The sequence below is a fragment of the Caballeronia sp. genome, from assembly GCF_049581465.1.
Classification (GTDB): domain Bacteria; phylum Pseudomonadota; class Gammaproteobacteria; order Burkholderiales; family Burkholderiaceae; genus Caballeronia.
Window position 1 is genome coordinate 1 of sequence record NZ_JBAUSA010000012.1, and the last position, 12265, is coordinate 12265.

Sequence of the window (12265 nt, forward strand, 5' to 3'; positions counted from 1 at the left end):
CGCCATGCCTCATCGAAAGCCGGCCGGTACGAGCAGCTCGCTCACCGTCCGCAACCTGAAGAAACGCTACGGCGCGCGCACGGTCGTCAAGGACGTATCGCTGGACGTGAAAAGCGGCGAAGTGGTCGGACTGCTTGGGCCGAACGGTGCGGGCAAGACCACGTCGTTTTATATGATCGTGGGGCTGGTGCCGCTCGATGCCGGCGAAATCCTGCTCGACGGTACTTCGATCAGCCTTTTGCCGATCCACAAGCGCGCTCGCCTCGGGCTGTCTTATCTGCCGCAGGAAGCGTCGGTGTTCCGCAAACTTTCGGTCGAGCACAACATTCGTGCGGTGCTTGAACTGCAGACCGACGAGAACGACAACCGCCTCTCGAAAGACGCCATCACGAACCGCGCGGAAGCCCTGCTCGACGAACTCCAGATCGCTCACCTTCGGGGCAATCCGGCGTTGTCGTTGTCGGGTGGCGAACGGCGTCGGGTGGAAATTGCGCGGGCGCTCGCCACGAATCCGGCGTTCATCCTGCTCGACGAACCGTTCGCCGGCGTGGATCCGATTGCCGTGCTGGAAATCCAGAAGATCGTTAAATTCCTGAAGCAGCGAAATATCGGGGTGCTGATCACCGACCACAACGTGCGCGAGACGCTCGGCATTTGCGATCACGCGTACATCATCAGCGACGGCAGCGTGCTCGCCGCAGGCGCACCGAGCGACATCATCCAGAATGAGAGCGTGCGGCGCGTCTATCTCGGCGAACATTTCCGCATGTAGCCGCACGAAGCTGCATCCGGGCCGGCGCGGCAGGGCTTGCGGCGCCGATTATGGGAGTGGCTGCAGAGTCTGTTGCGCCCCCTGTGCCGCCCGCGAGGCGGCACATGTCTTTTTGGCTGAACCCCGCGAGGTTTCGCGCCCGTGGCAAACTCTCTACAATGAATAAAACTTTGCCATGAAAGCCAGCCTCCAACTTCGCCTGTCGCAGCATCTTGCGCTCACTCCACAACTTCAGCAGTCCATCCGGCTGCTGCAGTTGTCGACGCTCGAACTGCAGCAAGAAGTCGCCATGGCCGTCGCGCAGAACCCACTGCTCGAAAACGAGGACGACTGGACCACCAGCCCGTTGCGCGTCGCAGCAGACGGCTCGCTGATCACAACCGGGTCGTCGGCATCGACGCCTGAACCGATGATGAACAACAGTTCGTCGTCGAGCAGCACGTCCACGACCGACCGGTCGGAAAACGGCGATCCACAGGGTGTCGACGAATACAACGGCATGGGGTCGGATAACAGTTCCGAATCGAGTTCGTGGAATCTGGAGGACTACGGACGCTCGAATTCCGGTTCCGAGGACGACGATCTGCCGCCCCTGCAAATCCACGAATCCACGACCACGCTGCGCGACCACCTGACATCGCAGTTGCGCATGACGCAGGCGAATCATCGCGACTGCGCGTTGATCACGTTCCTGATCGAATCGCTCGATGAAGATGGTTACCTGACGTCCTCGCTGGAGGAAGTGAAGGCGGATTTGCCCGATGAGTTGGAAGTCGATGTCGATGAGCTCAGCGCAGCGCTCGCATTGCTGCAAAGTTTTGATCCCCCGGGCGTAGGCGGGCGGTCGGCGTCCGAGTGCCTGAAATTGCAGTTGCTGCGACTCGACGCATCGCCTATTCGCACGCTGGCGCTCGATATCGTGATGAACCATCTTGAATTGCTTGCGGCACGCGATTTCACGCGCTTGAGAAAACAGCTCAAAGCCACCGACGACGCCCTGCGCGACGCCCATTTGCTGATTCGCTCGCTGGAACCGTTTCCGGGGGCCGCGTTTGGCAAGAGCGAGGCCGATTATGTGGTCCCGGATATTCTTGTACGCAAGATGGCGAACGGCTGGAGCGCCGAATTGAATCCGGAAATCGTCCCGCGTCTTCGAATCAATCACCTCTACGCCAATATTTTGCGCAACAATCGCGGCGATCCGGGCAGCGGATCATTGCGTCAGCAACTCCAGGAAGCGCGTTGGCTGATCAAGAATATCCAGCAGCGATTCGAAACAATTCTTCGTGTCGCACAAGCCATTGTGGAGCGTCAGAAGAACTTTTTTGCGCACGGTGAAATTGCAATGCGGCCCTTGGTTTTGCGGGAGATTGCTGATACGCTGGGTTTACACGAATCCACCGTATCGCGTGTGACAACCGGCAAGTACATGCTCACCCCGTTTGGGACTCTTGAGTTCAAGTACTTTTTCGGATCACATGTTTCTACCGACACGGGGGGCGCGGCATCGTCTACGGCGATCCGGGCTCTCATCAAACAACTGATAGGAGCGGAAGACTCAAAATCTCCTCTTTCAGACAGCCGAATCGCCGAATTGCTGGCGGAACAAGGATTCGTGGTTGCGCGACGCACAGTCGCTAAATATCGCGAAGCCCTGAGAATTCCGGCAGTGAATCTGCGCAAGTCTCTGTAGCCCGTTGCATATCGCGGCGGGCCCGTACCGGCCGCATCGCGAATATGCGAACGTGCTGGCCCCTTGTGGCTCGTTCATGCGTTAGACCGCTCGACCAAACGGTACGCATAACGCACACAGCCGGCCGGTTTCCGTAGCGTACGAACGACCCAGGCGGCCATTAGCTTGGAGAGCAACTATGAATCTGCAGATCAGTGGACACCATCTCGAATTGACGCCTGCGTTGCGAGAATATGTGATCACCAAACTGGATAGAGTGCTTCGGCATTTCGATCAGGTGATCGATGGCAGTGTGGTCCTCTCGGTCGATAGTCATAGGGAAAAGGACAAGCGGCAGAAAGTTGAAATCAACTTGCACCTCAAGGGCAAGGACATTTTCATCGAAAGTTGTGACGAAGATATGTACGCGGCGATCGATTTGATGGTCGACAAGCTGGACCGGCAGGTTCTTCGCCACAAGGCCAAGATCCAGGGTCATGCCCACGCCACCATGAAGTACGAACCCCATGAAGAAGTCGAGGTTCCGGCGCCGTGAGGTCTTCTAGACGTTTAGAGGAGTGATTCAAGCGGTTTGATGTGCGCACCGGACTCCGGATTTTCCGATGCGCACAGTCGAGTGAAGTAGTTGGACCGGACCACGGTATCCGGCAGGAGCCGCCTTAATCAGGGCGGCTTTTTTGTCGCCAGCGGATTTCCGTCGTGCGGCTTCCGGGCAAGCGTTTGCGGCGTTGCGTTCAAAGCAACAAACCTGTGCAATGCCATGGCGCGCCGCACCATCGCCGTTTGCGCTGTTCTATAATGGTCCGAGCAGTATCGGGGTTATCAACCGGAATAAAGCGAGGCTCAGGTCTTTCGCCGATTCCCTACCAATATCATCGTGAGCGCGTCGTGCCCATTCCGCCGTCGCCACGCTGAGGAGAATTCAGGCCACGCATCTGCCTGCCAACATGAATCGTTTAGCCAAATTTCTTCCCCTCGAAAATGTCGTCCTCGGACTGTCCGTCACCAGCAAAAAGCGCGTATTCGAGCAAGCGGGCCTGATCTTCGAGAATCAGAACGGCATTGGACGCAGCACCGTCACCGACAATCTTTTCGCGCGCGAGCGCCTCGGGTCAACCGGTCTTGGCGAAGGCGTAGCCATTCCCCACGGCCGGATCAAAGGCCTGAAGCAGCCGCTAGCCGCGTTTGTGCGCCTGGCCGAGCCAATCGCATTCGAGTCGCCGGATGGGCAGCCCGTCTCGTTGCTGATTTTCTTGCTCGTGCCCGAGCAAGCGACGCAACAGCATCTCGAAATTCTGTCCGAGATCGCGCAATTGCTGTCTGACCGTGAAGCCCGCGAACGCCTGCATACCGAGGAAGACCGTGAAGCGCTGTATAAAGTGCTCACGCAATGGCAGCCCTAAAGGTCAGGCTTGTGCCTGATTCGTAAGTCGTAGGCCGGACGGCCCTCTCGCGCTGGGCGGCCTTCTAGCGCACAATCGGTTGTAATGAGCGGAGTATTGAAAGAAGCCGCAATCGGCCTCCGGATAGAAAACGCGCACCTGGCCTCTCACGGAGTTTCGGCCTCATGGATACATCCAGCATCAACGCCCAGAGTATTTTCGACGACAACGCCGCCGCGCTGAAACTCAGCTGGCTGACGGGGCACGAAGGCTGGGAGCGCGGCTTTTCTACTGAAACCGTCGCCAACGCCACGTCGAGCGCTGATCTCGTCGGGCACTTGAACCTGATTCACCCCAACCGTATCCAGGTCCTCGGCGACGCCGAAATCACCTACTACCAACGTCAATCCGACGAAGATCGTTCGCGCAATATGGCCGAACTGATCGCACTCGAACCGCCGTTCCTGGTAGTGGCGGGCGAAGTGGGTGCGCCACCGGAACTGGTTTTGCGCTGCACCCGTTCATCCACCCCGCTTTTCACCACGCGCATGTCGGCGGCGGCCGTGATCGATAGTTTGCGGCTCTATATGTCGCGAATTCTCGCGCCACGCGCGACGCTCCACGGCGTGTTTCTCGACATCCTCGGCATGGGCGTGCTGCTGACCGGCGATTCGGGCCTTGGCAAGAGCGAACTCGGGCTGGAGCTGATCAGCCGCGGTCACGGTCTTGTCGCGGACGACGCAGTAGACTTCGTGCGCCTTGGACCCGATTTTGTCGAGGGACGCTGTCCGCCGCTGCTGCAGAATTTGCTCGAAGTGCGTGGCCTCGGGTTGCTGGACATCAAGACCATCTTCGGTGAAACGGCCGTGCGGCGAAAAATGAAGCTCAAGCTGATCGTTCAGCTCGTGCGTCGTCCCGATGGCGAGTTCCAGCGGCTGCCGCTGGAAAGCCAGGCCGTCGACGTGCTCGGCCTGCCGATCAGCAAGGTCACCATTCAGGTGGCGGCCGGTCGAAATCTCGCCGTGCTGGTTGAGGCCGCCGTGCGCAACACGATCCTGCAACTGCGGGGTATCGATACCTTGCGTGACTTCATGGATCGCCAGCGCCTCGCGATGCAAGATCCCGAAAGCCAGTTTCCTGGCAAGCTGATCTGACGGCCTGACAGGGCTTCGAACGCTGCCAGCACTGAATCCCGACGCCCCATGCGAACGAGTCGACATTCATGCGCATCATCCTGATCACCGGCATTTCCGGCTCCGGCAAATCGGTCGCTTTGAACGCGCTGGAAGACGCGGGCTACTATTGCGTCGACAACCTGCCGCCGCGGTTTTTGCCCGACCTCGCAGCCTATCTCGACACACAAGGCCAGTCGCATCTCGCGGTGGCGATCGACGCGCGTTCGAGCCGCTCCCTCGACGAAGTACCCGCGATCATCAACGATCTTTCGCAGGCCTTCGATCTGCGTGTGCTGTTCCTGAATGCCAGCACCCAGTCGCTCATCCAGCGTTTTTCCGAAACGCGCCGCCGCCATCCGCTGTCGGGTACATTGACGGCCGACGCCGGCGCCGGTCTGCTTACGTCGCTCGCTGAAGCGATCGAACATGAACGCGAACTCGTTTCCGGGCTGACCGAATTCGGCCATCAGATCGACACCAGCAACCTGCGTGCGAACGTTTTGCGCGCGTGGGTAAAGAGTTTTGTCGAGCAGGAGACGGCCGGTCTCACGGTCATGTTCGAGTCGTTCGGGTTCAAGCGCGGCGTGCCCCTGGATGCCGATTTCGTCTTCGACGTCCGCACGCTGCCCAATCCCTATTACGATCACGAACTACGTCCCCTGACGGGCCTCGACCAGCCTGTGATCGACTTCCTGTCCGCCCAGCCGATGGTGCATCAAATGATCGACGACATTGGTACGTTCATCGCGAAATGGTTGCCGCAATTTCGCGACGACAACCGCAGTTACCTGACGGTTGCGATCGGCTGCACGGGTGGCCAGCATCGGTCAGTGTTTATCGCCCAGGCGCTCGCCGCGCGCTTCGGCGAGAAGGCCAACGTTATCGTGCGGCATCGCGACGCACCCATTCCCGTCGATGGGCACGTCGCGTCCTCGCCAACCTGATCGCCTTCGGGCGGCCCTTTTTGAGAAAGATGCGCGTGATGTCCACCAATCCCCTTCTCGCCGACCTGCCGCTGTTTCCACTGCACACCGTGCTGTTTCCTGGCGGCCATCTACCGTTGAAGATATTCGAGGCGCGTTATCTCGATATGGCGCGGGCGTGTTTGCGCGAGGGCACGCCATTCGGCGTGTGTCTCCTGAAAAGCGGCAACGAAATCGCGGCGCCCGGCGAGCCGTCAATTCCGGAAAGCATCGGATGTCTGGCGGAGATCACGCAATGCGACGTGGACACGTTAGGCATGTTGCTCGTGCAGGCACGCGGCACGCAACGTTTCCGGCTGTTGTCGCATCGCGTGGAGCCGAGCAATTTGCTGGTGGGCGTGGCGGAAACCATCGCCGACGATACGCCACTGGAAGACGTGCAGGCGCTGGCCAAGTTCGGCGCGTGCGCGGAGGTGCTGGAGCGGATCATCGAGTCGATCAAGGCGCGCGATCCGAAGGAATTACCCTTCGCCGAACCGTTTCTCCTCGACGACCCGACGTGGGTATCGAACCGTCTGTCCGAAATCCTGCCCATTCCCATGCGCGCGCGCCAGAAGTTGATGGAGATCGAAGACGCGGGCGCGCGGATCGATTGCGTGCATCACTACATGCAGCAACATCAGTTGCTTTAGATCAGCGACCCTTGCAGGGCGTCGAGCAATTTACGCACGGGCGCGGGCACGCCGAACGCATCGATATCCGCGAGCGGCGCCCAAACGGTCGATTTGCTCGAAGCCTCCGGCACGCCGTCAGCACGTGCGAGACGCGGCTCAATATCCAGCTTGAAATGCGTGAAAGTGTGCGTGAACGGACTCAGCCGATGCACCTCGGCCGCTGCGCCCAAACTATGGGCGACGGCCATCAAAGCGTCTTCGTCGGCGGCTTCGGGCAGGCTCCACAGACCGCCCCAGATTCCTGTTGGCGGACGTTTTTCGAGCAGGACGCTCGCCCCGTCCTGCAACACCAGCATCCACGTCTTGCGCGTCGGCACGGTCTTTTTCGGCCGCGACGCGGGCAGTTCCTTTTGTCGGCCCATCACGTTCGCCACGCAATCGACGGCGAACGGGCAGCGCCCGCAATCCGGCTTGCCACGCACGCACAAAGTCGCGCCCAGATCCATCAGCCCCTGCGTGTACGCGGTCACTTCGTCCTTGTGAGCGGCGTCAGGGAGCAGTGATTCGGCCAACGTCCAGAGGGTGTTTTCCACCCGTTTTTCGCCCGGAAAACCATCAATGCCGAATACGCGCGCAAGCACTCGCTTGACGTTTCCATCGAGGATCGTCGCCCGTGCGCCAAAAGCAAACGACGCAATCGCCGCAGCCGTCGAGCGGCCGATGCCCGGCAACTCCGCCAGTTCGTCGACACCCGCAGGAAACTTGCCGCCCTGTTCGGCGGAAACGACCTGGGCGCATCGGTGCAGATTTCGCGCGCGAGAGTAGTAACCGAGGCCGGCCCAGAGCGCCATCACGTCGTCGAGCGGCGCGGCGGCGAGCGCTTCCACCGTCGGGAAACGGTCCAGGAATCGCGCGTAATACGGGATCACCGTCGCGACCTGCGTCTGCTGCAACATGATCTCGGACAGCCAGATACGGTATGCATCGCGCGTGTTTTGCCAGGGCAGATCGTGGCGGCCGTGAACGCGTTGCCACGCGATCAGGCGCGTGGAAAAATCGGTGAGCTGGAGCATGGGATTCAGCGCTGGCAGTGCGGACAAAAGTACGTGGATCGCTGGCCCTGCACGATCTGCTTGATCGCCGTTCCGCACACGTGACACGGCAGGCCTGCGCGATCATAGACGAAATAGTCGAGCTGGAAGTAGCCCGATTCACCGTCGCTACCCACGAAGTCGCGCAACGTGCTTCCGCCCTTTTCAATAGCCGCCGCGAGTATGGTGCGCACGGCATCGGCGAGCAGGTCATAGCGCACGAGCGAGACCCGCCCGGCAGCAATCGTCGGTCGAATGCCCGCGCGAAACAGGCACTCCGACGCATAGATGTTACCCACGCCAACAACGATCGTGCCCGCAAGCAGCGCCTGCTTGACCGAGACCTTGCGCCCCCGGGTCTGCCGAAACATCAGCGCGCCGGAAAACGCCGGGGTGAAAGGCTCCACGCCCAGTCCTGCAAGCAGCGGATGATCGAGGACATCGCCCTCTGTGCGCGCATGCCATAGCACGGCGCCGAAGCGGCGAGGATCGCGAAACCGCAGGATGAATTCATCGAAGATCAGATCGACATGATCATGTTTGGCTGCATCCGGCGGCCGCGGCACATTGCGCAATACGCGCAGCGTACCCGTCATGCCGAGATGCACGATGAGCCAACCCTCAGCGGTTTCAAACAGCAGGTACTTGCCGCGTCGCTCGACCCGGTCGATTTTCAGGGCCGTGAGCGTCTTCGCAAGATGCGGCGGAATCGGCCAGCGCAGCGCGGGCGTGCGCACTTCCACCCGCTCGACACGGCGACCGGCAACAAACTTTTCAATCCCACGTCGTGTGACTTCGACTTCCGGCAACTCTGGCATATTTTACTGGTCTGCAACTTGCTGTCTGATGTGCGCGTATTGTAGCGACCGCGTTACAATCGACCGAAACATTGATCGGAGTTCCATGAACTTGTCCTTCGTTAAGCTGTTGTCGAAGCAGCACGCCGTGAGTTCGCAAGCGAGCGCGCCGTACGGTAAGCCCATATCCAGGATCGCGGCGGCGGTGGCCCTCGTGACCACCGTGTTCGCGCTTACTTCGGCGCTTTCGCCCGCCTTCGGGCAGAACTCTACGCAGCTTCCGCAGTCCGGCGACGACCAGGCTGAGGCCATTAGCGCAGCGGATATGCTCACCGCGCCGCCTACGGGTAAGGAAATTCAGGACTTGCCGAATATTGCGGCGACCAGCCAGATTGTGTTCCAGGTGCTGGCCGCGGAAGTCGCGCTGCAGCGCAATCAGGCAGCGCCGGCGTATCAGACTTATCTAGCGCTTGCCCGCGACACGCACGACCCGCGTTTTGCCCAGCGCGCGACCGAAATTGCCATCGCGGCGCAGAGCCCCAGCGACGCGTTGACGTCCGTCCAGCTTTGGCAGCAGTTCTCGCCGAATTCCGAGCGTGCGGCGCAGTTGAGTGCATCGCTCCTGATCCTGTCCGGCAAGCCGGAGGATGCCCAGCCGATCCTCGCGAGCGAGCTGGCGAAAGTGCCTGAAGATCAACGCGGCGACGCAATCATTTCGCTGCAGATCCTGTTGTCGCGCGGACCGAATCGCGTCGGCGGCCTGAACGTGTTGAAGGACCTGGTCAGCAAGGATCTCGACCGGCCGGAAACGCAACTCGCGCTCGCTCGCCAGCAACTCGCCGCCGACGATCAACCGGGCGCGAAGGCATCGCTCGAAAAGGCGCTGCAGTTGCGTCCCGACTATCTGCCGGCCGCGTTGACGCTCGCGCGGATGGGACCGAGCGAGCGCACGGAAGGCATCGCTTCGTTCGAGAAGTACCTCGAGAAAAATCCGAAGTCGCACGACGCGCGGCTGGCGCTGGCGCAACTGTATTTATCGGCGGATCGTCTCGACGACGCGCAGAAGCAGTTCGAAGTCATGCACAAGAACGACGCGAAGGATCTGACGCCGCTGATGGCGCTCGCGTTGATCAACGTGCAGAAGAAGCAGCTCGATAAGGCGCAGGATTACCTGACGCAGTACGCGAAGATCGCGGAGGCCACGCCCGGCGCTGATCCGGGCCAGGCATACATCTATCTCGCACAGCTCGCGCTCGATCAGAAGAACGACGCGGCAGCCACTCAATGGCTCGACAAGATTCCGCGTACAAGCCAGCAGTACTTGCCGGCGCAAGTGACCCGCGCGCAGTTGCTCGCGAAGCAGGGCAAGGTCGACGAAGCGCGTCAGTTGCTGGCCGATCTGCAAACCTCCGATCCACGCGAGTTGGCGTTGCTCGCGCGCACGGACGCCGCGTTGCTGTTCCAGGCGCAACGCTATCAGGAGGCGGAAGACGCGCTGGCGAAAGCGACTGCGGAATTCCCCGACGACCCCGATATCACCTACGACTACGCCATGTCGGCGGAGAAGAACGCGCATTACGACCTTATGGAAGTGCAGTTGCGCAAGCTCATCAAGGAGCAGCCTGAAAACCCGCAGGCCTATAACGCGCTCGGCTATTCGCTGGTCGACCGCGGACTGCGCATCGATGAAGCCGAGAAGTTGATCGAGAAAGCCGTGTCTCTTGCTCCGAACGACGCGTTCATCATGGACAGCCTCGGGTGGGCAAAGTATCGGCAGGGTAATCCGACGGAAGCCGCCGCCATTTTGAAGAAGGCTTACGACTTGCAGCCAAATGCCGAAATCGGCGCGCATCTCGGTGAGGTCGAGTGGAAGAACGGGCAACAGGACGCAGCGCGCAATACTTGGCGCGAAGCGAGAAAACTCGAACCCAGTAACGACACCCTCCTTAAAACGCTCAAACGATTCCAGGTAAACGACCTTTGATTTCAATGCCGATGAATTGGATGAGTGGCGCCACGCGTCGTGGCGCGTGGGCGTTAGTGGGTGCAGGGTTGGTGGTCCTGTCGGGTTGCGCGGTCACTCCCCGCGTGCCGAGTACATCGAATGCGGCCACCGAGGTCACGGCACAGACCAGTCGCGCCTATCACGGTCGGTTCTCGGTGCAATACAACGACCAGAACGGCCAGCCACGCAATGCGTATGGCAACTTCGACTGGAAGGAAACCGGCGACACGGTCACGCTGCAATTGCGTAATCCGCTCGGACAAACGCTGGCGATCGTGACGTCGTCGCCGTCGTCGGCCATGCTGGAGTTGCCGAACCGCGCTCCGCAGACCGCCGACAACGTCTCGCAACTCATGCAGAACACCATGGGCTTCGCGCTCCCGGTGGAAGGCTTGCGGTATTGGCTGCAACCATCACCGGCGCCGACTTCGCGTGCGCGCACGACGATGGATCCATCGTCCGGAACTGGCCGGTTGAAGGAAATCAAGCAGGACGGCTGGACCATAGACTATGTGGCCTATGCCGACGCGCCCGCCACCGGCGTGAAACGCGTGAACCTGACGCGCACTGAACCGTCGCTCGACATCAAACTCGTGCTCGACCAATAGCTCCTGGCGGATTAGCCGCCGCCTGTAATGCCCGTTTTAGAAAGCATGCCGTCAACCTCAACGAACCCATTGCGTCCGCTTCCCGAGCCTTCATTGCGCGGTTGCCTCGCGCCGGCGAAGCTCAACTTGTTCCTGCACATCACGGGACGGCGGCCGGACGGCTATCACGCCCTGCAGACCGTATTCCAGTTGCTTGACTGGGGCGACGTGCTGCATTTCACCCGTCGCGACGACGGCGTGATCGCGCGCAAGACTGACGTTCCCGGCGTGCCGGAAGCCGACGACCTTGTCGTACGTGCGGCGCGTCTGCTGCAAAGCCATACGGATAGCGCTTTCGGCGTGGATATCGAAATTGAGAAGCATCTGCCGATGGGCGCAGGCCTGGGCGGCGGCAGTTCCGATGCTGCGACCACCTTGCTCGCGCTGAACCGGCTGTGGAATGTGAATTTATCGCGGGAATCGTTGCAGGAACTGGCCCTTAAACTCGGCGCCGATGTGCCATTTTTTGTATTCGGGCAAAATGCGTTTGCGGAAGGCGTTGGTGAGGCGCTGCAAGCCGTTGAATTGCCGAAGCGGTTTTTCCTGGTGGTGACTCCTGCGGTACATGTCCCCACAGCCGCGATTTTTTCTGAGAAAGCGTTGACAAGGGACTCAGAAGTCCTCATAATGACGGACTTTCTTGCACAACATAGTTCTGACGCGAATTGGCCCGACAGCTTCGGCCGAAACGACATGCAGGCAGTTGTGGTTGAAAAGTACGCGGAAGTAGCGCATGTGCTGGAGTGGTTAAACAACCTCCGCCCTGCGCGAATGACCGGATCTGGAGCGAGCGTGTTCGCCGCTTTTCGTAGCAAAGCCGAAGCGGAGATGGCGCAAGCCAAACTCCCGGCAAACTGGAAAAGCGCAGTGACCGAAAGCCTGGATTCGCATCCTCTCTTCGCTTTCGCGTCATAAAGTTTTGTTTTGTTGGGTTTGTCTTACACTCCCGGCAAGACTCAGAGTTAGTGTAGGGGAGTCGCCAAGTTGGTTAAGGCACTGGATTTTGATTCCAGCATGCGAAGGTTCGAATCCTTCTTCCCCTGCCATAATTTCTCGCGTTTTTCCTCTCGCCCCAGCCAAGAACAGGTGCACGATGAGCAGTGACG

Annotated in this window: 12 protein-coding genes and 1 tRNA gene; 11 read left to right on the plus strand and 2 right to left on the minus strand. The window is 60.1% G+C overall.

What is annotated here, in order from left to right:
• The 7 genes from lptB to WCA53_RS00235 form a co-directional block, all read left to right on the plus strand.
• Positions 1–772: LPS export ABC transporter ATP-binding protein (lptB, locus tag WCA53_RS00205; RefSeq protein WP_423903968.1), on the plus strand; the 772-nt coding region annotated here is incomplete at its 5' end.
• Positions 773–947: 175 nt separating this feature from the next.
• A complete protein-coding gene (locus WCA53_RS00210; protein ID WP_423903971.1) occupies positions 948–2465 on the plus strand; it encodes an RNA polymerase factor sigma-54 in 1518 nt (505 codons plus the stop codon).
• A 178-nt stretch (positions 2466–2643) separates the two neighbouring features.
• The gene (gene hpf / locus WCA53_RS00215; RefSeq protein ID WP_423903974.1) at positions 2644–3000 is read left to right on the plus strand and encodes a ribosome hibernation-promoting factor, HPF/YfiA family; all 357 of its coding nucleotides are present in this window, start codon (positions 2644–2646) and stop codon (positions 2998–3000) included.
• A gap of 412 nt (positions 3001–3412) precedes the next feature.
• Complete coding sequence (ptsN, locus tag WCA53_RS00220; RefSeq protein ID WP_423903976.1) at positions 3413–3868, plus strand: PTS IIA-like nitrogen regulatory protein PtsN; 456 nt, start codon at positions 3413–3415, stop codon at positions 3866–3868.
• A gap of 164 nt (positions 3869–4032) precedes the next feature.
• A complete protein-coding gene (gene hprK, locus WCA53_RS00225) occupies positions 4033–5001 on the plus strand; it encodes an HPr(Ser) kinase/phosphatase (RefSeq protein ID WP_031357600.1) in 969 nt (322 codons plus the stop codon).
• 68 nt (positions 5002–5069) lie between these two features.
• Positions 5070–5966 carry an RNase adapter RapZ gene (gene rapZ, locus WCA53_RS00230; protein WP_423903978.1) on the plus strand — a complete coding sequence of 299 codons (897 nt, stop codon included), beginning with the start codon at positions 5070–5072 and terminating at the stop codon, positions 5964–5966.
• 38 nt (positions 5967–6004) lie between these two features.
• Positions 6005–6637 carry an LON peptidase substrate-binding domain-containing protein gene (locus WCA53_RS00235; protein ID WP_423903981.1) on the plus strand — a complete coding sequence of 211 codons (633 nt, stop codon included), beginning with the start codon at positions 6005–6007 and terminating at the stop codon, positions 6635–6637.
• Here the strand turns inward: WCA53_RS00235 and mutY are convergent.
• Both mutY and mutM read right to left on the minus strand, forming a co-directional pair.
• Entirely contained in the window at positions 6634–7692 is a 1059-nt protein-coding gene (gene mutY / locus WCA53_RS00240; protein ID WP_423903983.1) for an A/G-specific adenine glycosylase, read from the minus strand. The two genes, WCA53_RS00235 and mutY, sit on opposite strands and share 4 nt — an antisense overlap.
• A gap of 5 nt (positions 7693–7697) precedes the next feature.
• Positions 7698–8528: a bifunctional DNA-formamidopyrimidine glycosylase/DNA-(apurinic or apyrimidinic site) lyase gene (gene mutM / locus WCA53_RS00245; protein WP_423903985.1), complete on the minus strand. Its 831-nt coding sequence runs from the start codon at positions 8526–8528 to the stop codon at positions 7698–7700.
• A gap of 85 nt (positions 8529–8613) precedes the next feature.
• Between mutM and WCA53_RS00250 the strand changes: the two genes are divergently transcribed.
• The 4 genes from WCA53_RS00250 (at position 8614) to WCA53_RS00265 (ending at position 12205) form a co-directional block, all read left to right on the plus strand.
• On the plus strand, positions 8614–10491 hold the full coding sequence (locus tag WCA53_RS00250) for a tetratricopeptide repeat protein (protein WP_423903987.1): 1878 nt from the start codon (positions 8614–8616) through the stop codon (positions 10489–10491).
• A gap of 11 nt (positions 10492–10502) precedes the next feature.
• A complete protein-coding gene (lolB, locus tag WCA53_RS00255; protein WP_423903992.1) occupies positions 10503–11120 on the plus strand; it encodes a lipoprotein insertase outer membrane protein LolB in 618 nt (205 codons plus the stop codon).
• A gap of 45 nt (positions 11121–11165) precedes the next feature.
• Positions 11166–12074, plus strand: coding sequence for a 4-(cytidine 5'-diphospho)-2-C-methyl-D-erythritol kinase (gene ispE / locus WCA53_RS00260; RefSeq protein WP_423903989.1), 909 nt, complete (start codon positions 11166–11168; stop codon positions 12072–12074).
• 54 nt (positions 12075–12128) lie between these two features.
• Positions 12129–12205, plus strand: a tRNA-Gln gene (locus WCA53_RS00265).
• Positions 12206–12265 lie beyond the last annotated feature (60 nt).

Excerpts from the sequence above, each read along its gene's own strand:
- WCA53_RS00210 (WP_423903971.1), top strand. The coding sequence starts at position 948 with ATGAAAGCCAGCCTCCAACTTCGCCTGTCGCAGCATCTTGCGCTCACT.
- hpf (WP_423903974.1), top strand. The coding sequence starts at position 2,644 with ATGAATCTGCAGATCAGTGGACACCATCTCGAATTGACGCCTGCGTTG.
- ptsN (WP_423903976.1), top strand. The coding sequence starts at position 3,413 with ATGAATCGTTTAGCCAAATTTCTTCCCCTCGAAAATGTCGTCCTCGGA.
- hprK (WP_031357600.1), top strand. The coding sequence starts at position 4,033 with ATGGATACATCCAGCATCAACGCCCAGAGTATTTTCGACGACAACGCC.
- rapZ (WP_423903978.1), top strand. The coding sequence starts at position 5,070 with ATGCGCATCATCCTGATCACCGGCATTTCCGGCTCCGGCAAATCGGTC.
- WCA53_RS00235 (WP_423903981.1), top strand. The coding sequence starts at position 6,005 with ATGTCCACCAATCCCCTTCTCGCCGACCTGCCGCTGTTTCCACTGCAC.
- mutY (WP_423903983.1), bottom strand. The coding sequence starts at position 7,692 with ATGCTCCAGCTCACCGATTTTTCCACGCGCCTGATCGCGTGGCAACGC.
- mutM (WP_423903985.1), bottom strand. The coding sequence starts at position 8,528 with ATGCCAGAGTTGCCGGAAGTCGAAGTCACACGACGTGGGATTGAAAAG.
- WCA53_RS00250 (WP_423903987.1), top strand. The coding sequence starts at position 8,614 with ATGAACTTGTCCTTCGTTAAGCTGTTGTCGAAGCAGCACGCCGTGAGT.
- lolB (WP_423903992.1), top strand. The coding sequence starts at position 10,503 with ATGAATTGGATGAGTGGCGCCACGCGTCGTGGCGCGTGGGCGTTAGTG.
- ispE (WP_423903989.1), top strand. The coding sequence starts at position 11,166 with ATGCCGTCAACCTCAACGAACCCATTGCGTCCGCTTCCCGAGCCTTCA.